Annotated in this window: 15 protein-coding genes; all 15 read left to right on the forward strand. The window is 44.0% G+C overall.

What is annotated here, in order from left to right; all coding sequences use genetic code 11:
- Positions 1–41: 41 nt before the first annotated feature.
- Entirely contained in the window at positions 42–1,289 is a 1,248-nt protein-coding gene (locus P2W76_RS07865) for an amidohydrolase/deacetylase family metallohydrolase (RefSeq protein WP_276347155.1), read from the forward strand.
- 25 nt (positions 1,290–1,314) lie between these two features.
- On the forward strand, positions 1,315–2,529 hold the full coding sequence (locus P2W76_RS07870) for an aminotransferase class V-fold PLP-dependent enzyme (protein ID WP_276347157.1): 1,215 nt from the start codon (positions 1,315–1,317) through the stop codon (positions 2,527–2,529).
- 14 nt (positions 2,530–2,543) lie between these two features.
- Positions 2,544–3,791, forward strand: coding sequence for an amidohydrolase/deacetylase family metallohydrolase (locus P2W76_RS07875; RefSeq protein WP_276347158.1), 1,248 nt, complete (start codon positions 2,544–2,546; stop codon positions 3,789–3,791).
- Between the two features lie 161 nt (positions 3,792–3,952).
- A complete protein-coding gene (locus P2W76_RS07880; protein ID WP_276347159.1) occupies positions 3,953–4,492 on the forward strand; it encodes a RidA family protein in 540 nt (179 codons plus the stop codon).
- Positions 4,493–4,681: 189 nt separating this feature from the next.
- The gene (locus tag P2W76_RS07885) at positions 4,682–5,914 is read left to right on the forward strand and encodes an aminotransferase class V-fold PLP-dependent enzyme (RefSeq protein ID WP_276347160.1); all 1,233 of its coding nucleotides are present in this window, start codon (positions 4,682–4,684) and stop codon (positions 5,912–5,914) included.
- 24 nt (positions 5,915–5,938) lie between these two features.
- A complete protein-coding gene (locus tag P2W76_RS07890) occupies positions 5,939–7,057 on the forward strand; it encodes a bile acid:sodium symporter family protein (RefSeq protein ID WP_276347161.1) in 1,119 nt (372 codons plus the stop codon).
- Between the two features lie 29 nt (positions 7,058–7,086).
- On the forward strand, positions 7,087–8,559 hold the full coding sequence (locus P2W76_RS07895) for a M81 family metallopeptidase (RefSeq protein ID WP_276347162.1): 1,473 nt from the start codon (positions 7,087–7,089) through the stop codon (positions 8,557–8,559).
- Between the two features lie 35 nt (positions 8,560–8,594).
- Positions 8,595–10,394 (forward strand): gamma-glutamyltransferase, encoded by a 1,800-nt coding sequence (ggt, locus tag P2W76_RS07900; RefSeq protein WP_276347164.1) that lies wholly within the window; start codon positions 8,595–8,597, stop codon positions 10,392–10,394.
- Between the two features lie 90 nt (positions 10,395–10,484).
- Positions 10,485–11,858, forward strand: a complete 1,374-nt coding sequence (locus P2W76_RS07905) for a hypothetical protein (RefSeq protein ID WP_276347165.1) — start codon at positions 10,485–10,487, stop codon at positions 11,856–11,858.
- 99 nt (positions 11,859–11,957) lie between these two features.
- On the forward strand, positions 11,958–13,745 hold the full coding sequence (locus P2W76_RS07910; protein WP_276347166.1) for a c-type cytochrome: 1,788 nt from the start codon (positions 11,958–11,960) through the stop codon (positions 13,743–13,745).
- A 3-nt stretch (positions 13,746–13,748) separates the two neighbouring features.
- Positions 13,749–14,525, forward strand: coding sequence for a carbohydrate-binding family 9-like protein (locus P2W76_RS07915; protein WP_276347168.1), 777 nt, complete (start codon positions 13,749–13,751; stop codon positions 14,523–14,525).
- 241 nt (positions 14,526–14,766) lie between these two features.
- The gene (locus P2W76_RS07920; protein ID WP_276347169.1) at positions 14,767–16,545 is read left to right on the forward strand and encodes a c-type cytochrome; all 1,779 of its coding nucleotides are present in this window, start codon (positions 14,767–14,769) and stop codon (positions 16,543–16,545) included.
- Between the two features lie 3 nt (positions 16,546–16,548).
- Positions 16,549–17,316, forward strand: coding sequence for a carbohydrate-binding family 9-like protein (locus P2W76_RS07925; protein WP_276347170.1), 768 nt, complete (start codon positions 16,549–16,551; stop codon positions 17,314–17,316).
- A 21-nt stretch (positions 17,317–17,337) separates the two neighbouring features.
- On the forward strand, positions 17,338–18,273 hold the full coding sequence (locus tag P2W76_RS07930; RefSeq protein WP_276347171.1) for a 3-hydroxyacyl-CoA dehydrogenase family protein: 936 nt from the start codon (positions 17,338–17,340) through the stop codon (positions 18,271–18,273).
- Between the two features lie 32 nt (positions 18,274–18,305).
- Entirely contained in the window at positions 18,306–19,610 is a 1,305-nt protein-coding gene (locus tag P2W76_RS07935; protein ID WP_276347172.1) for an aspartate aminotransferase family protein, read from the forward strand.
- Positions 19,611–19,651: the final 41 nt, after the last annotated feature.

The following is a 19,651-nucleotide window of genomic DNA, read 5'->3' on the forward strand; positions in this document are numbered from 1 at the left end:
TATTTTAATTATTCATTCCTAAACGTTTAAAAACAAATAACATGAGGAAGTTCTACATTTTTTTTGCAAGTGTTCTTTTACCGGTCGCACTGCTGGCCCAACCTAAGCCCTACAATATTATTATTAAAGGTGGTCATGTTATTGACCCGAAAAATAATATCAACCGTGTGATGGATGTGGCAATTGCTAATGGCAAGGTAGCAAAAATTGCTACAGGTATTGATGCCTCGCAGGCAAGTAGTGTGGTTAACGCCGAGGGTATGTATGTTACCCCGGGCCTGATTGATATCCACGGCCACGTTTTTGCAGGAACGCAGCCCAATCAGATGTACAGTAATGGTTTCAGTAGTGTCATGCCTGATGGTTTTTATCAGCGTGTTGGTGTAACAACAGTAGTTGACGCCGGCGGTACAGGATGGAAGGATTTTCCGATCTTCAAAAAAAACATCATCGATAATTCTCAAACCCGTGTACTTTCCTTTATGAATATCGTGGGCAGCGGGATGCGTGGCGGCCCTGTCGAACAAAATGTCGACGACATGGACCCGGTAAAGACTGCTGAGGCTGCCATGGCCAATAAAGAATATGTAGTCGGGATTAAGGTAGCGCATTTTACTTCGCCTAGTTTTGTGAACGTGGACCGGGGAGTAGAGGCTGGAAAAATTGCCAATATGCCTGTTATGATCGACTTCGGGGGCACAAAACCCAGGTTGTCGATACGCGACTTGTTCATGACCCACCTTCGCCCGGGAGATATATTCACACATACTTTTGGCGAGCTTCTGGATACCAAAGAGGCCATAGTAGATACCGGTACTCAAAAATTGAAGCCTTTTGTACTTGAAGCGCAGAAGCGCGGGATTGTTTTTGACGTCGGCTACGGCGGCTCAAGTTTTACCTATTCCCAGGCTATTCCTGCCGCGAAGGCTGGATTTCACCCCAATACAATCAGCACCGATCTTCATATCAGCAGTATGAAAGGGTCAATGAAAGATATGCTTAGCGTGATGTCTAAGTTTTTAAAGCTGGGAATGGACCTTCCTTCCGTTATAAAAGCAAGCTCATGGGCGCCGGCACAGGCTATAAAACGTACCGAACTGGGGCATCTTTCTGAGGGTGCAATCGCAGATATTGCCATCCTCGGCATGAGGAAGGGAAACTTTGGTTTTTATGACCTTGCAGGTTACAAAATGCAAAGCAACGAAAAGCTTGAGTGTGAAATGACTATCAAGGACGGACGGATCGTCTATGACCTTAACGGCATCGTGACGCCACTGCCTAAACGTTAAAGCTCCATTTTAAAAGCAGGCTATTATGAAACGCAGAGAAATACTGAAAACATTAACCATCCTGCCCCTTGCGGGAACTATTTCGGCGGCGGCTAAGCCCGTTTCAGCTTTGTCAACCCAACTGGCGGAACGTGATCTTTATGCTGAGTTAGGTCTGAGGACGTTTATTAACGCTGCTGGAAACTATACCGCTATGACTGGGTCGATTATGCCCGATGAGGTGATGTCGGCAATTAACGCTTCATCCAAAAAGTTTGTCAAACTTGATGAGCTGCAGGATAAGGTAGGAGAAAAGATCGCTGCACTTTGCAGGGCAGAAGCTGCTATGGTAACTGCCGGCTGCTGGTCGGCGCTTACTCTTGGGATGGCTGGTGTATTGACGGGCTTAGACGAAAAGAAAGTAAGCCAGGTGCCAAACCTTGCTGGCACAGGTATGAAAACGGAGGTTATTCTCCAAAAGAGCCACTCTTTGGGATATGATCATGCGCTCACGCAGGCAGGTGTTAAACTGATCAAGGTTGAAACAAGGGCTGAGCTCGAAAAGGCAATAAATTCTCGAACTGCGATGCTCTGGTTCCTCAACAGAGAGGCGCCTAAAGGCCAGATCAAACACGAAGAGTGGATCGAACTTGGAAAGAAATATAACCTGCCAACGATGATCGACATTGCCGCAGATGTGCCTCCGGTTGAGAATCTGTGGAAGTTTAACGAGATGGGGTTTGATCTTGTTGCTATATCAGGAGGTAAGGCTATGCGCGGCCCTCAGAGTGCCGGTATCCTGATGGGGAAAAGAGATCTCGTTGCAGCAGCCAGACTTAGCAATAATCCAAGAGGGGGCATAGGACGGGGACAGAAGGTGAATAAAGAGGAAATTCTTGCCATGTACGTAGCACTCGAGCGTTTTATCAATCTCGATCACAAAAAGGAGTGGAAGCAATGGGAAAACAAAATAGCGCTCATTGACAACAGCATAAAATCAATTCCGGGAATCTCTACTGAAGTGGTCGTGCCCCCCACAGATAACAATATGCCCACTCTTTTAATATCCTGGAATCCTCAGACGATTCGATCAACCCATACCCAAATGGGAGAAAAACTACGCTTTGGGAACCCATCCATCGAAGTGATTTCCTGGGAAAAAGATAATAGTATCCGTGTTGCGATGCATTGTCTCCAACCCGGCGAAGAGAAAATTGTGGCACGCAGAATTAAAGAAGAACTTGTTAATGCATCAATATAAATAAATAGAAATCAATGAAGCGATTATTTTTAACCTTATCACTTGCTCTTCTTTGCTTTGGAGCTTATTCTCAGGCTTATACAACCTTGCTAAAAGGAGGACATTTGATTGACCCGAAGAACGGGATTAATAAATTAATGGATGTGGCCATTCAGGACGGCAAAATTGCCGCGGTTGCAGCTAATATTGATCCTAAGCAAGCAAAGCAGGTAATTGATATTACCGGAAAGTACATTACTCCCGGATTGATAGACATTCACGGGCACGTTTTTGCCGGCACAGATCATGATGGTCACCTGGAAAACGGGTTTGCATCCCTTCCAGCTGATGGTTTTACTTTTCGTGTTGGTGTGACTACGATTGTTGACGCCGGCGATGCGGGTGCTGAGACTTTCGAACTGTTTAAGAAGAATGTGATAGACAAATCGCAAACCCGCGTGCTGGCATTTTTGAACGTATCCAAAAAAGGAATGTATGGAGATGAAAATTCGTTGGAACAACAAAATAACAGTTTTTTTGATGCTCGTATGGCCGCGGACGTAGCCAAACACTACAAAGATCACATCGTGGGGATAAAAGTGGCACATTACCATAAGTCAGACTGGGTTGCCGTTGATCGTGCAGTCGAGGCAGGTAAGCTTGCTGGTATGCCAATCATGGTTGACTTTGGGGGTACCGTTCCTCGCTTATCATTGGAAGAGCTGTTCCTTAGAAAGATGCGTCCTGGTGATATCTTTACTCATACTTATGGAGAGCTTATCAAAACTAAGGAGACCATAGTGGATATCCAGACAAAAAAGCTGATGCCATTTGTTCTCGAAGCCCGTAAACGAGGAATTATTTTTGATGTTGGCCATGGTGGCGGAAGTTTTACTTTCTCTCAAGCTATTCCGGCAACTCAGCAAGGCTTCTTTCCCGAAACCATTAGCACAGATCTACATACCGGCAGTATGAATTCAGCAATGAAGGACCAATTGAACGTAATGTCTAAATTCATGGCTATGAACATGCCTTTGGCAGATGCGGTTAAGGCAAGTACCTGGTCTGCAGCAAGGGCGATAAAACGTGAAGAACTGGGGCATCTTTCTGTAGGCGCTATTGCAGATGTTACGGTACTGAACCTGCGTGAAGGGAAATTCGGGTTCTATGATGTAGCCAGATTCAAGAAAGAAGGCAAAAATCTACTGGAATGTGAAATGACTATAAAAGGAGGACGGATGGTTTATGACCTGAATGCCCTGTCTTTTCCACCAGCTAAATAGTATAATCAAAACGTCGACCTGCTTACTGTGGGAATTCGCAACAAAGAACAACAGAATAAATAAATAAATGAAACCTGAGCTTATTGCTTACACACGTACACGGCACAAATAAGCTCGTGCAAGGTTTGTCCGCAGTGCGGATTTAAAAATATTATATACTTATGAAAAATCATTTCACAGCAGTCCTTTTTATACTCTTAACATCTATTCTTGCTTTTAGTTCGGCAAATGCCCAATCGGTAGATCCCGAAACCAGGATAAAGGAGCTGGGAATTACACTGCGCGTTCCTGGGCCGCCTACAGCAAATTTTGTCGGTGCCGTTCGGGTTGGCAACCTGGTGTATTTGTCAGGACAAGGCCCCCTCAAAGCAGACGGGAAATACATGATAGGAAAAGTAGGGAAGGAAGTGAATTTTGAGCAGGCTAAATATGCAGCCCGCTTAACCGGTATCAGTCTGCTGGAAGCACTCAGGGCTAGCATTGGTAATCTAAATAATGTAAAGCGTATAGTAAAGGTATTGGGTATGGTCAACGCTGTACCTGAATTTGATAACCATTCGCAGGTGATCAATGGATTTTCAGATCTGATGGTCGAGGTATTCGGAGAAAACGGAAAACACGCCCGTTCGGCGATAGGACTGGGATCGTTGCCGCGAAACATCCCGGTCGAGATCGAGATGATTGTTGAACTTAAGGACTAATTTTTTAATTATTTATTCGGCTGATAAAGATATTTTCCTTCACACTAACCCTGTTTTTCTGCCCACTTGTCTTAAGTACTATAGTGGGGGTAAACACTTTCCTCCTCAAGAATGAAGATTATGTCCATTCGTAGAATTTAGTATCTTTTTCAACAGCCCGTTAATAAAATAGACACGAAGACTATAGCCATGAAACGTAGAGACGTCATTAAATTATTATCCGCTGCGCCAATTGCCGGCGGATTGATGAGTGCCATTCCAATTCATTCTGCATCAGCCGCTGAGGCGGCAGTTCCAGTAGCCGCGCGGGACCTTTTTAAAGAACTCGGACTTAAGACATTTATTAATGCATCGTGTGTATGCACGAGTCTAACTGCTTCTCTAATGCCACCTGAGGTTACCCAGGCAATTTCAAAAGGGGCGGAAGAATTTGTGTTATTGAATGATGTCTTAGATAAAGTCGGGGAAAAGATCGCAGAATTATGTCACGCGGAAGCAGCCACCGTTACCGCGGGATGTTGGTCAGCATTGGTACAGGGCCTCGCAGGGGCCATGACCGGAATGGACCGTGCAAAAGTAATGCAGCTTCCAAATGTGGATGGAATGAAATCTGAAGTGATCCTTCAGAAATCGCATGCGAACGGCTATCATCAGGCACTAAAGAATACAGGCGCTACTCTAATAATTGTTGAAACTCTTCAAGAGGTTGAGGCGGCTATCAATGAAAAAACTGCCATGCTATGGTTCCTGAACAGGGAATTGAACAAGGGACAAATAAAATATGATCAGTGGATTGCCTTGGGTAGAAAACATAAGATACCAACCATGATTGATATTGCTTCCGATGCACATCCGGTAGATAATCTTTGGAAATTTAACGATATGGGTTTCGACCTGGTAGCTATCTCGGGAGGCAAAGCGATGAGGGGCCCGCAAAGCACCGGCATCCTCATGGGCAAGAAGGATCTGATTGCTGCAGCGCGTTTAAGTGCACCGCCAAACAGCGGTATTTGCCGCGGGCATAAAGTGAATAAAGAGGAGATACTTGCGATGTATGTTGCGCTGGAGAGGCACATTAAGATGGATCATGTTAAGGAATGGAAGGCATGGGAAGATAGTATGGCCGTTGTCGTAAATACAATAAAAAATATCAAGGGGGTGAAGACCGAGGTGTTTATCCCGGAAATTGCTAACTATACCCCGACCTTGCATCTCTCATGGGATCCTGGTATTATTAAAATGACGGGAAAGGATCTTAAACAACGTTTGTGGAACGGGGACCCAGGTATCGAAGTTATGGGCGGCGGCACCATGGGCGGAAAAAAGGATGGGATTGAGCTATCCGTGTGGCAGCTGAAACCAGGCCAGGATAAAATTGTAGCTACTCGGGTTAAAGAGGAATTACAGAAAGCATCGGTTTAGTTATTACGTTATTGTTTCGATTCTATGAATAAAATTCTTCTTTCCAGGGTTCTTCTGGGACTTTCTATACTGAGCCTTCTGATTTCAGTTTACTTGGCTTCCAACGGCGATATTGCTTTTGCAGGACCATTTGTAATCGCTTTTCTGTTATTGCTTGCAATAAGTTTTAGGGGCTTCCCTGCTCTGCGAGGGCTGACATTTACAACAACTATACTTGCCGTAGTCGCCACTTCCTTGTATTATCCCCAGTATTTTAAAGAATATAATGGCTTCGAATTCGCAACTCTGATCACCCCGCTTATCCAGGTTATTATGTTTGGGATGGGCTGTTCTATGGGCCTTAAAGATTTTATTGCCTTAGCTAAATCGCCTAAATCGGTGGTTGTGGGCGTCATTGGCCAATACACGATCATGCCCTTACTTGGCTTTGCATTGGCAAGTTTCACTGAGTTTCCTTCCGAGATTTCTGCCGGAATCATACTGTTGGGGTGTGCTCCTACATCTGTTACAGCCAGTGTTATGTGTTATCTGGCCAAGGCAAATGTTGTTTTAGCTATCACCATAACCGCTATCACTACATTACTCGCACCATTTCTCATTCCTCTGCTCATGAAAGTCCTTGCGGGCGGGTTCATAGAAATAAACGTAATGGAAATGATGTGGGGAATTATTAAGATGGTATTCATCCCAATTGGTGCCGGATTGATTTTTAACAAATTTCTGCATGGAAAAGCAAAATGGCTTGATGATTCAATGCCGCTGGTTTCCATGATAGGTGTGGCATTTATCGTTGCCATAATTATGGCTGCGGGGAGAGACAGTATCCTTAACATCGGAATTGAATTGATTGTTGTTGTTTTTTTGTTAATCCTTTTAGGTTTTTTCTTTGGTTACTGGTTAGCAAGGCTTTTCAAACTATCAGAAGATGACTGCCGTACCATTTCTATTACGACGGGAACGCAGAACGCAGGGCTTGTTTCAGGAATTGCGAAGGTTATGGGAAAGATAGCAACCGTGGGGTTGGCTACAGCTGTTTGCGGGCCAATTATGGGTTTCTTGTCATCGATTCTTGCATCATATTGGAACAGTAATCCGCCCCGGACTGAAGATTTGGAAGAAAGGCCGGAAGCCCAGGTCGCTTAATTTTTAATATTAATATTGATTAACACTTTATGTCTTTTAGAATAGCTCTCCTCGGGATTTATCACGAGTCAAACACCTTTGTCCCCGAGGCAACCGTATCCGCCGATTTTATAAACGGACATTATTTAAAGGGCGATGCGATAAGGAAAGAATATCAAACGGCTCATAACGAAATAGGTGGCATGATGGAGGTGATGGACCGGGAAGGGATGGAAATTGTTCCCGTCATGTACGCTTCTGCCACGCCAGGTGGTACAATTTCTGCAAATACCTATAGCAGCCTGTTATCTAATATGATGGACGAACTGGAGAAAGTTCTGCCGGTTGATGCCTGTCTGGTCATTCCACATGGAGCTGGTGTTTCCGAGGAATTCCCCGATATGGATGGGCATTGGTTAAGCCTTCTCAGGAAAAAGGTAGGCAAGTCTGTTCCAATTTTTGGAACTCTTGATTTACATGCTAACGTTAGTCCTCTGATGGTATCGTCTACCAATGCACTGGTAGCCTATAAACAAAATCCCCATGTCGATATGAGGCAACGGGGTGTTGAAGCCGCGAATTTGCTGGTACAATTCTTAAAGGGTAATACCAACCCGGTTCAGGTATTGGTGCAGCTTCCGTTGGCCATTAGTATTGAACAGCAGTTAACCGCTCACGAACCATGCAAAAGCCTTTATGCTTACGCTGATGAATTAAGCTCCGACCCCGAGATATTATCTTTGAGTATTCAGCACGGCTTTCCTTATGCTGATGTGGAGGAAATGGGAACTTCTATTATCGTCGTAGCAAACGGAAACCACGATAAAGCTCGTGACACTGCCAGGAAACTGGAGAAATATATCCTCGACAGAAAGGAAAGTTTTGTCGGCCATAAAAATGATATACCATCCTCTTTAAACTTAATAGATAAAAGTGAAAAGCCAGTTTTATTACTCGATATGGGTGATAATGTAGGCGGCGGCGGCCCTGCAAATAATTGCTGCCTGCTCGAAGCTTTTGAAGAAAGCAAAAAATACAAGTATTTTGTTTGTATCTATGACCCAGAGGCGGTGCGTCTGGCTGAAAGCCATCAGCCCGGTGAAGCGTTTGAATTAACCATAATCGGTACTGGAAAAAATGGTGTCAAAACTTACCGGCCAAAGGTAAAGCTCGTTCGCATAACGAATGGCGACTTCCAGGAAAGTAATCCCCGTCATGGCGGGCAGATCAATTTCAGGATGGGAAAAACTGCGGTTGTCAGCACAGAAGAGGGGAGCGTGATCATGCTCACGTCCTTAAGAGTGATGCCTTTCAGCCTTCAGCAATTGATCTCCCAGGGTGTTAATCCCGCCGATTTTGACGCGATTGTCGCCAAAGGGGTGAACGCGCCGATAGCGGCATATGCTCCCGTCTGTCCAACAGTTATTCAAGTAAACACACCTGGTGTAACTCAGGCCGACATGACCCTTTTCAAATACAAGCACAGACGAAAGCCATTGTTCCCCTTTGAGCAAGAACTTTAAATTTACTTTCCCCGTGAAGATTTTAACTATCTATTATGTATAAAAAAGAAAACACCTTAAACCGGAGCAAGAGGATTTTTCTGATTGCCGGACTTGCATCTTTACTTCTATTAGCAAATGTCAATGTGCAGGGCCAGGCTGCAAAGGACAATCTTCGTCCTGCCGCGCTCGGAAAGAACGGCATGGTTGCGACAGCAAATCCTCTTGCGACCTTAGCCGGCCAGAAAATTCTAGTGAAAGGCGGAAATGCTATCGATGCAATTGTGGCCGCTGCCGCGTCACTGAATGCCGCTGAACCTTATATGTCAGGCACCGCCGGAGTAGGATATATGCTTTTTTACTCAGCAAAAGAAAACCGCGTCAGATCTCTCGTTTTCGGAGGATGGGTACCTGAGTCTTTCAAGATTACCAGGTTTAAGAAAGATCCCAGAGTTGCTGATGGTGCCGGTCACGGCGCCATGGAAACTATCGGACCACGTATAGCCGCTGTTCCCGGTAACCTTGCTGGATGGGACAGAGCTTTAAAAGATTATGGTACCATGTCTCTTTCTGAAGTTTTTGAGAGCGCTATCGACTATCTTGACAATGGGGTTCCAATTACAGAGTTTGATCAAGCTATGTGGGCAGGAACCGTGGCCCGGATAGCTCCCCACGCAGAATCCAGGAAAATCTACCTCAAAAATGATAAGGACCCTTATGTTATAGGAGATGTGTTTACTAATAAACCGCTGGCGAAAACCATGAAGAGAATCGCTGCAGAAGGAATCGATGTTTTCTATAAAGGCGAGATTGCTAAAGAGATGTCAGATGCTTTTGCGCGCGATGGCGGATTTATTACACAGAAAGATTTAGCATCGGTGCCCGGCAGAGTCCAGTGGACTGATCCGATTTCTATTAAGTACAGAGATTATACGGTTTACAATAATCCTCCGCCGGGAATGGGTATACAGCAACTCCAGGTGCTGAAGATCATGGAAGGTTTTGACCTGAAAAAGATGGGGCACAACAGCGTAGAATACCTGGCTCACCTGCTTGAGGCAAATTATCTTAGCAGGATAGATACCGATAAGCATATAGGAGACCCTAAATTCGTTTCCGTTCCTGTAGAGATGCTGTTATCAGATGCTTATATCTCAAAACAAAGAGAAAGGGTGGTAGCGCGCGTAAAAGAGCGTATGGCAGGTATGTCCAATAAGAGCTCCCAGAATCTGATTTCTGATCCTCAGGATCCCGCCAGTTTAAGTAAATATAAGTATGCCACAACCAGCCTTTCAGCAGTAGATAAATGGGGTAATGCCGTTGTCATTATCCAAACGCACGGCGGAGGTTTTGGCTGTGGATATGTAGCCGGAAACACTGGCGTCGTGTTTAACAGCGCTCTAGACTGGATGTCGGCTGAACAAGGCCTTGCTAACAGCGTTGTTCCCGGTAAAGCTGTGGGATGGTGTATAGGCGGCATGCTGCAATTTCATAAAGATGGTAAACCTCAGTTGATTGTAGGTTCGCCAGGTAGTTTTGGAATTCTTCAATCCGTACCCCAGGTGGCTATGAATGCCATCGATTTTGGGATGAACATTCAGGATGCCATCAGTGCGCCGCGTTTTCGCTGGAAGGATGAACTGGGCTCCGTGCCTGCAAAGGAGTTAATAATGGAAACCCGTGTTCCGGCTCCGGTGATCAAATCTCTAAGAGAAATGGGATATGTCATTGACACCAGTCTTGGAGATTGGTCTATGACTGTCGGCGGTGCTCAGGGTGTGAGCATCGATCGTAAAACCGGTTGGTTTATGGGCGGTGCAGATTTGCGAAGAAATGGATATGCAGTTGGCTGGTGATTTTTTTCGAGCATTAATTGGAACGGTATAAATATATAATAACCCGTATGAGTTTGTAACTCACAACATGTGGGACCAAGAATATAAATTATGAAAAAAGAAAGCACCAATGCCCGCAGGGACTTTATTAAAAAGACAGTCTTCACTGCAGCAGGTTTAAGTATTGTCCCTGGCTTTGTACTCGGAACGGATGGTAGTATCACCTCAATAACCGACCAGTTGTCGAGAGCTCTCGCCGGGCAGGATGGAATTAAGAAAATTGCATTCATTACACACATTTACAGAAATGCTGCCCATGCCGATGTTATCGGAACTAAATTATTTCTGGGTATCCCAACCGATGAAGGTATGGTAGCGCCACAGGTAAAAATTGCTTCAATATATATTGAACAAATTGGGGCAAACGATACGGGTGTCAGAATTGCAAAAATGAATAACGCACCGCTTTATTCTACAGTGGAGGAAGCATTAACCCTTGGTGGCGACAAACTTGCTGTAGATGCTGTTGTGTATGTGGGAGAGCATGGAGAATATCCCTACAACAGGCTGGGCATGAAATTGTACCCACGTATGAATTACCTGGAAAGGATATTCAGAGTGTTTGACGCATCGAAAAAATCAGTACCTGTATTTACCGATAAAGCACTCTCTTACAGCTGGCTGGATAGCCGATGGATCTATGATCGTGCAAAGGAACTGAATGTTCCGATGATGGCAGGTTCATCCTTACCATACTGCTGGAGAGATAAACCCTTGGAACATCCCCTTGGAGTTAAAATATCAGAAGCGGTAGCTATTGGTTATGCCTCACTGGATGCCTACGGTTTTCACGTAACTGAAATTCTGCAGTGTATGGTTGAGAGACGAGCCGGCGGGGAAACTGGCGTAAAAAGTGTCGAAGGCTTGAAGGGAGATGATGTTTGGAAAGCTATCGATTCAGGAAAGATTTCTCAAAAGCTGGTTGATGCAGCCTGCGACACCATACAGGGCAAGGCTACGGGTAATATGCGCGAGATTGTAACAACACCTTATGCTGTTATAGTTAATTATGCAGATGGCACTAAGGGTACAATCATGATGCTCGATAAATATGTCAATTCAGGTTGGGCTTATTCTGCAAAAACTTCAAAAGGAATCGTCGCAACTGAATTTGTACTTAGTGGCGGTCCAACTTATGCTCATTTTAGCTATCTAAGCCTGAATATTCAAAAGTTTATAGTTTCAGGTAAGCCCACTGCTCCTATAGAACGGAACTTGTTAACCAGTGGGATTATTGATATGGGAATCCGTTCTTTGAATGAAGGGGCGGTTAAAAAGACGCCTTTCCTGAACATCAAGTATAGCGCAGATGGTTATGAACCGATCAGACCTACCGCACCACGCCCAACCGGACAAAGCATAGCTCCCTGGCACCCTAAGGAGTACGACTTTATGATTCCGGATAACTTTAAGAAAAAGGGATAACTGGAGCAAATATTAATAGTTTACTTTTTCGCTAAGTGTTAGGTTTATGTAGTGTTTCTCTGAATGTATCCACACTTACATAATAATTTTTAGTTTAATATGAACATCCGTTCCGTTATTGCCAATAGAGGTTCTTTTGGCATGAAATCATACATCCTGGTCGTTTTGGCTTTTCTTATCACAATAGGATTTGTAGAGTCGCGTGATCAGAAAGGACTGCCGGATAGTAGCTCAGATAATGGCGGGCTGTTCCTCCCGGGAGGGTTCAATGCTGTTGTTGTAGCCGATTCTCTCGGACGGGCAAGACATCTTGCGGTTAATAAGAATGGAGATATTTATGTAAAGCTCAGAATTCCGGTTAATGGGAAAGGAAGCGTTGCGTTACGGGATACAGATAATGATGGCAGGGCAAATAAAATTGAATATTTCGGCGATTACCCAGATGTCGGAAATTACGGCACCGCCATGAGGATACACAATGGCTACCTTTATTTTACTACTGCAGCAGAGGTTTATCGTATAAAGCTTAGCCCGGGAAAATTAATTCCTGAGGGCAAATCAGAATTACTTCTTACTGATGATTACCTGAATGATATCCATGGATATTCTCATATTGCTAAGCCTCTTGCCTTCGATAATAAGGGAAATATGTATGTACCTTTTGGGTCGCCAGGAGACGTATGCCAATTAAAGAATAAGCAACCGGGCTCCCCGGGACATGATCCTTGCCCTGAGCTTAAAGAACACGCCGGTATCTGGAAATTTAGTGATAGCAAGCTCAATCAGACCCTGAAAGATGGTACCAGATATGCAACCGGCATCAGAAGTGCTGTAGCAATGGATTGGAATAAATCTGATAATACTTTATATGTTCTTCAGCACGGTAGAGATGGTTTGAACAGAGGATGGCCAGATATTTATAACCCATGGCAGAGTGCTTTACTTCCCTCAGAAGAATTTTTTAAGGTTCCTGAAGGAACTGATGGTGGATGGCCATATTATTATTATGATTATATGCAGGGTAAGAAACTTCTTAATCCTGAATATGGTGGTGATGGAGTCAAAGAAGGGAACGCTAAACAGGTGGCGCAGCCTTTAGTTGGGTTCCCGGGTCATTTTGCGCCTAATGACCTCTTCTTTTATACAGGAGATCAATTTCCTGAACGCTACAAGAATGGTGCTTTTATAGCGTTTCACGGCTCCACAATCCGGGCACCTTATCCGCAAGGTGGCTATATAATAGGTTTTGTCCCGTTTAAGAATGGAGCTCCTTCCGGCGATTGGGAGGTTTTTGCAGATGGGTTTCCTGTGGTTGATACAATTGTGAATACCAGTGATGCGGTTTATCGTCCGATGGGTATTGCTATGGGCCCTGATGGTTCTCTGTATTTATCTGAAAGTGAAAAAGGCAAAATATGGAGGGTAATGTATAAAGGAGATAAGAAAAAATTCAGTAATCAGGATTTGGTTGAAATGCAAAAAAGAAAGGAAACTCAACCCCATATTAAAACCCCCGATATTATAAAGGACAACCTTAACCGAGGTCAAATATTAGCCGGCGAAAAGCTCTATGCAGCCTATTGTGGTACCTGCCATCAGGGTAATGGCAGGGGAGATGGAACACGTTTCCCTCCTCTTGAGAAATCAGAATGGGTAAGAGGTGATAAAAGAAAATTGATCAGTATTGTATTGAACGGTCTTTCAGGACCTATCACTGTCAATGGTGTCGGGTACAATGAGACAATGCCACCGCATAACTATTTAAAGGATGATCAGATTGCTCAGATTTTAACCTATGTCAGAGCAAATTTCAAAAACAACGCGAATGCAGTTTCAGCAGCTGAGGTTAGCAGAGAACGTAAATCAGGAACAAATTCGGGGAATTAACACATGAATTATTTAAACTATTTACTTATCCTTTTTTTGCCTCTGTTTCACTCAGGCTCTGGACTAAAGCAAGGCAAACTGGATCGCGGCTTAGTTCTGAACGAGCAAAAACCGGAAGAATCCGTTTATAAAGTGGTAAAATTAAAGAAGCCAATTAAGATGGATGCAAATTGGAATAAGCCCCAATGGAAGAAGATCGAAGCCATCAACATTGACAAATACATGGGCAAAATACCTGGATTTAGACCTGAGGTACAAGCGAAAATGATGTACGATGATGATAACGTTTATGTTATCTTTCGAGTTAAGGATCGGTTTGTCCGCAGTGTGGTTCAGGAATATAATGGAAACGTATCAGGCGATTCCTGTGTGGAATTCTTTTTTTCTCCGGATGCCAGTATTCCGCTGAAATACTTCAACCTCGAGGTTAATGCCGGCGGTACTCCTCTTATTTTTTATGTTGAGAAGCCGTGGACGGGTTTTGTGAAGCTAAAGACAGACGAAATTAAACAAATAGAAATCGCTCATTCTTTACCTTCAAAGATTGACCCGGAAATTAAAGAGCCGGTAACCTGGACCATAGAATACAGGGTTCCGCTAGCGATGCTTAAGAGGTATTCCAATGTGAGTGATCCTGCTCCGGGAGTAACCTGGAAGGCTAACTTTTACAAAACAGGGAGTTTGACTTCCAACCCGAATTGGATAACATGGGCTTATGTAGATAAACCCCGGCCAGATTTTCACACTCCTCATTTTTTTGGGACACTAAAGTTTCAATAGAAGAAATAAACTTTGTGCGGAGATTTTGAATTTGGTAACTAAGATATATTTCTTGACGGATCGAATCGATTTATAGAATGACGATTATCAGATTGCTTTAAATAGCTATGCAAAAAATGAAATTTAATAAGGCCGGTATTTTTTTAATATATACTAGAAATAATACGCCGGTTATTTGGAAAATCAGGAAAAAGTAAGCAATATGCATCATATTTAAACTCTACTAACAAACTTCATAAAAATGAAAATTAACTTAAAATATTTTTACAGGGTGGCTACTAAAACCAAGCTTTTTGTGCTAGCAGTTTTGACCTGTTTAATTACTCTTAGTTTCGTACGCTCTGGCGGGGTTGGCAAGCTGCCAGATCAATCACCAAAAAATGGAGGATTGTTCCTTCCAGGTGGTTTTGAAGCAGTTGTAGTCGCTGATTCTGTAGGCAGGGCGAGGCATCTGGCTGTAAATTCGAATGGCGATGTGTATGTGAAACTGAGAAACCCGATAAACAAAAAGGGAAGTATAGCCTTGCGCGACACGAATAAGGATGGGAAAGCGGATATCATTGAATTATTTGGCGACTATCGTGATGAAGGGAACTATGGAACGGCAATGCGTATCCATAAGGGATATCTTTATTTTACTACCGCGGGCGAGGTTTATCGCACAAAACTTACGCCGGGTAAGTTAATTCCGGAAGGCAAAACAGAACTACTTTTAACAGATGATTACAAGAATGCTAAGTACGGGTCATCGCATATTGCGAAGCCATTGGCATTTGACGATGAAGGAAATATGTATGTGCCTTTCGGTTCGCCGAGTGATGTTTGCGGGATAAAAGATCGTCAGCCAGGTTCCCTTGGCCAGGATCCCTGTCCGGAATTACAAGACCATGCAGGTATATGGAAATTCAGTGACAGCAAGCCAAACCAGACACAAAAGGATGGAGTTAGGTATGCTACCGGAATTCGCAGCGTAGTAGCTATGGAGTGGAATAAAAAAGAAAAAGCATTATATGCAGTACAGCATGGAAGGGATGACTTTGTCCGCCAATTCCCAGACTTTTATAATCCATGGCAAAGTGCATTACTGCCAGCGGAGGAATTCTTCAAGGTAACTGAGGGTTCCGACGGCGGCTGGCCGTATGCATACTATGATTACATGCAGGGCAAAAAGCTGTTGAATCCGGAATATGGCGGAGATGGAAAGAAGGTGCCAACCAAGAAATACATGGATCCTCTTGTAGGTTTTCCTGGCCACTTCGCACCAAACGATTTATTCTTCTATACCGGAAACCAATTTCCTGATCGTTACAAGGACGGCGCTTTTGTTGCCTTTCACGGGTCTACTATTCGCTCACCTTACCCACAGGGAGGATATTTTATTGGCTTCGTACCGATGAAGAACGGTTTGCCATCCGGCGACTGGGAGGTATTCGCCGATGGATTCCCTGTAGTTGATACCATCATTAATACCAGTAATGCGTTATACCGGCCAATGGGTATTGCTATGGGGCCTGATGGATCCCTGTACTTCTCTGAAAGTGAAAAAGGCAAGATCTGGCGGGTAATGTATAAAGGGGATAAAAAGAAATTCAGCGCAGCGGACCTGACAGCAATGCAAAAGCGGAAGGAAACCCAGCCGCATATTAAGACACCTGATATCATTAAAGACAATGTAAATACAGCCAAAATTGCTGCTGGTGCGAAGCTTTATAATACCTATTGTGCATCCTGCCACCAAGTTGATGGAAAAGGGGATGGTACCCGGTTCCCCCCACTCGAGAACTCAGAATGGGTTAAGGGTGATCGCAGGCGCCTAATCAGTATTGTTCTAAATGGACTTAGTGGTCCGATAACAGTAAACGGCGTAGGGTACAACGAAGTTATGCCGCCGGCCAATTATCTTAGTGATGACCAGATCGCTTTGATCCTGACCTATGTCAGAGCTAACTTCAAAAACAATCTTACCGGTGTCCTGCCACAGGAGGTTGCCAGAATGCGTGCGATGCCAAAAACTCCGTAAAAGATGAATATTATTAATTATCTGTTAGTAATTATCCTGCCAGTATTTTATGCTGGTGGGATGGTTACCAATTCTAAAAGTAAAGCAGTTACAATGGAAGTAAATGAAGCCCCGGTTTATAAAGTCGAAAGGCTCAAGAAGAAACTTAAGATCGACGGGGATTGGAATAAGGCACAATGGAAAAAAATTGAACCTATTCGTATCACTAATTACATGGGTAAAATACCTCCATTCCAACCTGAAGTACAGTCAAAAATGATGTACGATGATACGCACGTATATGTCATCTTTCAGGTCAAGGACCGTTTTGTAAAAAGCGTTGTCACTGAATACAACGGAAACGTGTCTGGTGATTCCTGCGTTGAGTTCTTTTTCTCGCCTGATGAGCAGTTCCCTCTGAAATATTTTAATCTTGAGATAAATGCCGGGGGTACGCCGCTCATGTTCTACATCGAAAAGCCAATGACAGAATTAATAAAGCTGCCTGGTGACGACTTGAAACAAATTGAAATTGCGCACTCTTTACCTAAAACTGTTGACCCTGAAATTGCCGAGCCGGTAACCTGGACTATTGAATACAGTATACCGCTTTCCCTCTTAAGTAAGTACTCTAATCTTACCCGCCCTGCTAAAGGCGTAAACTGGAAAGCGAATTTTTATAAAACGGGCAGCAGGACTTCCAATCCTAATTATATTACCTGGGCTGTAGTGGATAACCCAAGGCCTAATTTTCATTTACCTCAGTTCTTCGGAACAATACAATTTCAGTAAAACAGCTGTATAGGATCTATTATGGAACGGCTAACGGTTATTGGTTCTGGCACCATGGGTCACACTATAACCCTGAATGCTGCATGGGCCGGTATTCCGGTCAATATGTACGGACTGACCGAGAGTGATTGTGCGGCGGGTATCGATGGAATCCGCAGGAAACTCGAGGTTCTTGTAAGCAATGAGCTTATAGATGCTTCTGAAGTTGGCGGGATCATCGGACGAATACGGCCTTTGAGTTCACTGAAAGATGCTGTCAAAAAAGCGGATTTTATTATCGAGTGCGTCCCTGAGGATATCGCTCTTAAAAACAATTTATTCCGCCAGTTAGATCTTGAATGTGGACCTGGTGTAATTCTGGCAAGCAATACGTCCGGCTTACAGCTTTCTGATATTGCAAGAGGTACACGCTATCCCGAGCGTATCTTAATTACACATTTCTGGAACCCGGCTCATCTTGTGCCCCTGGTGGAGGTGCTAAGAATGCCGGTAACAAGAGAGGAGGTGTTTTCGCGAACAATGGCTTTGCTCAAACTTATGGACAAGAGGGCAATAGAAGTCAGAAAAGAAGTTCCGGGACTGGTTGGAAACCGTTTGCAGTTTGCACTTTTCCGCGAAGCTCAGCATCTGCTTGATCAGGGTGTTGCTACCAAAGAAGATATCGATGCTGCTGTGACCTTCGGTATAGGCAGAAGACTGTCTGTAACCGGTCCCCTGTTATCCGCGGACATGGGAGGACTGGATGTTTTTGATTCTGTATCAAATAATCTTTTCAAATATATAAGTAAGGCCGAACAATCTTACCCAGAACTGCAGAAGCTCGTTTCTGAAAAAAAATACGGAAGTAAAAACGGCCAGGGTTACTACGAATGGGATGAGCAATTTTCTGCCAGGATGAATGAGTTGAGAGAGCAGGAACTTATCCGTTTGAAAAAGGCCGACCAATTGACTAAATAAAAAACTTAAGAAATAACCTAAACATTGCATTCATGGAACAAACCAGCTACTCAAAATCTGCAGAATTACTTTCAAGAGCCAAAAAAGTCCTCGCAGGCGGCGTATCCTCCGAATTCCGGAAATATAATCATCCGCACGCCATATTTTATACCCACGGAAAAGGGAGCAGGGTGTTCGACGTTGACGGCAACGTTTATCTCGATTTTACATTAAGTCAGGGTCCGCTGATTTTAGGTCATTCGCATCCGCATGTTTTAAAATCTGTTAATGAATATTCGGAAGAAGGGCAATTGTTTGCCGGTCAGCATATCAGAGAGATTGAGCTGGCTGAAACGCTGAACCGTATTATCCCTTCGGCGGAGCTTATGCGTTTTTGCCTGGACGGCTCCGAAGCTGTGCAAACTGCTTTCCGTGTAGCACGGGCTAAAACGGGAAAGCAGAAATTTTTGCGTTTTGAAGGTCACTATCACGGGTGGCTGGATAATGTTGCTTGGGGGATTTCCGCACCATCGGCAGATGCTTTAGGAAGCAGGGAAAATCCGAACGTCTATCCATGGACTGCCGGGTTGCCGGATCATGCAAGGGATGAGTTTATAATTCTGCCGTGGAACGACCTCGAGTTAGTGAAAAGTACCTTGGCGAAACATTCGGGTGAGATCGCTGCGATTATTACGGAGCCAATAATGTGCAATAGTGGTTGTGTGCTACCTGAAGAAGGCTTTTTACAGGGCTTAAGAGAGCTTTGCGATCAGTACGGAATAGCTTTGATCTTCGATGAAGTAATTACAGGATTCAGGATGAGCCTCGGAGGTTCTCAGGTTTACTTCGGTATTACCCCGGACATGTCGATTTATGCAAAAGCTATGGGTAGTGGCTATCCGATCAGTGCTATAGTGGGAAAAAGAGAGTGGATCGGTTTAATCGAGGATGCAAAGGTTATTCATGCCGGTACCATGAATTCCAGTAACCCGACTATTGCTGCAGCTTTGGCAACTATAGAGGTGCTGGAAAAGGAAAACCCTTATGAGCGTATGTTCCGCCTTGGAAATAAGCTGATGGACGGGCTTAGGAAGGCTGCCGCAGAAAATAATATCAACTTGCTGGTTCAAGGCCCGGGACCAATGTTTAATGTAGCCTTCACTGACCTGAAAAAGGCTAAGGATTATCGTGATACCTTAAGCTTCGACAAAGCTAAGCTTGGTAAATTTATTGCTGCTATGCACGATAGAAAAGTTAGGATTATCGGAAGGGGCTTATGGTATATCAGTGCCGCACATACTGACGAAGACATAGACCACGCGATAAAAATTTCAGCTGAAGTTATGGCGACTATGTAAAAAATGCACGTCCGTGCATGAATTACTTGTAAACCTATAGA

This window comes from Daejeonella sp. JGW-45 (assembly GCF_029360805.1).
Taxonomy (GTDB): Bacteria; Bacteroidota; Bacteroidia; order Sphingobacteriales; family Sphingobacteriaceae; genus Daejeonella.

Bases quoted from the DNA above. Each gene is read 5' to 3' on its own strand.
- P2W76_RS07885 (WP_276347160.1), top strand. From the start codon at position 4,682: ATGAAACGTAGAGACGTCATTAAATTATTATCCGCTGCGCCAATTGCC.
- P2W76_RS07925 (WP_276347170.1), top strand. From the start codon at position 16,549: ATGAATATTATTAATTATCTGTTAGTAATTATCCTGCCAGTATTTTAT.
- P2W76_RS07865 (WP_276347155.1), top strand. From the start codon at position 42: ATGAGGAAGTTCTACATTTTTTTTGCAAGTGTTCTTTTACCGGTCGCA.
- ggt (WP_276347164.1), top strand. From the start codon at position 8,595: ATGTATAAAAAAGAAAACACCTTAAACCGGAGCAAGAGGATTTTTCTG.
- P2W76_RS07910 (WP_276347166.1), top strand. From the start codon at position 11,958: ATGAACATCCGTTCCGTTATTGCCAATAGAGGTTCTTTTGGCATGAAA.
- P2W76_RS07870 (WP_276347157.1), top strand. From the start codon at position 1,315: ATGAAACGCAGAGAAATACTGAAAACATTAACCATCCTGCCCCTTGCG.
- P2W76_RS07915 (WP_276347168.1), top strand. From the start codon at position 13,749: ATGAATTATTTAAACTATTTACTTATCCTTTTTTTGCCTCTGTTTCAC.
- P2W76_RS07930 (WP_276347171.1), top strand. From the start codon at position 17,338: ATGGAACGGCTAACGGTTATTGGTTCTGGCACCATGGGTCACACTATA.
- P2W76_RS07895 (WP_276347162.1), top strand. From the start codon at position 7,087: ATGTCTTTTAGAATAGCTCTCCTCGGGATTTATCACGAGTCAAACACC.
- P2W76_RS07905 (WP_276347165.1), top strand. From the start codon at position 10,485: ATGAAAAAAGAAAGCACCAATGCCCGCAGGGACTTTATTAAAAAGACA.
- P2W76_RS07880 (WP_276347159.1), top strand. From the start codon at position 3,953: ATGAAAAATCATTTCACAGCAGTCCTTTTTATACTCTTAACATCTATT.
- P2W76_RS07920 (WP_276347169.1), top strand. From the start codon at position 14,767: ATGAAAATTAACTTAAAATATTTTTACAGGGTGGCTACTAAAACCAAG.
- P2W76_RS07890 (WP_276347161.1), top strand. From the start codon at position 5,939: ATGAATAAAATTCTTCTTTCCAGGGTTCTTCTGGGACTTTCTATACTG.
- P2W76_RS07875 (WP_276347158.1), top strand. From the start codon at position 2,544: ATGAAGCGATTATTTTTAACCTTATCACTTGCTCTTCTTTGCTTTGGA.
- P2W76_RS07935 (WP_276347172.1), top strand. From the start codon at position 18,306: ATGGAACAAACCAGCTACTCAAAATCTGCAGAATTACTTTCAAGAGCC.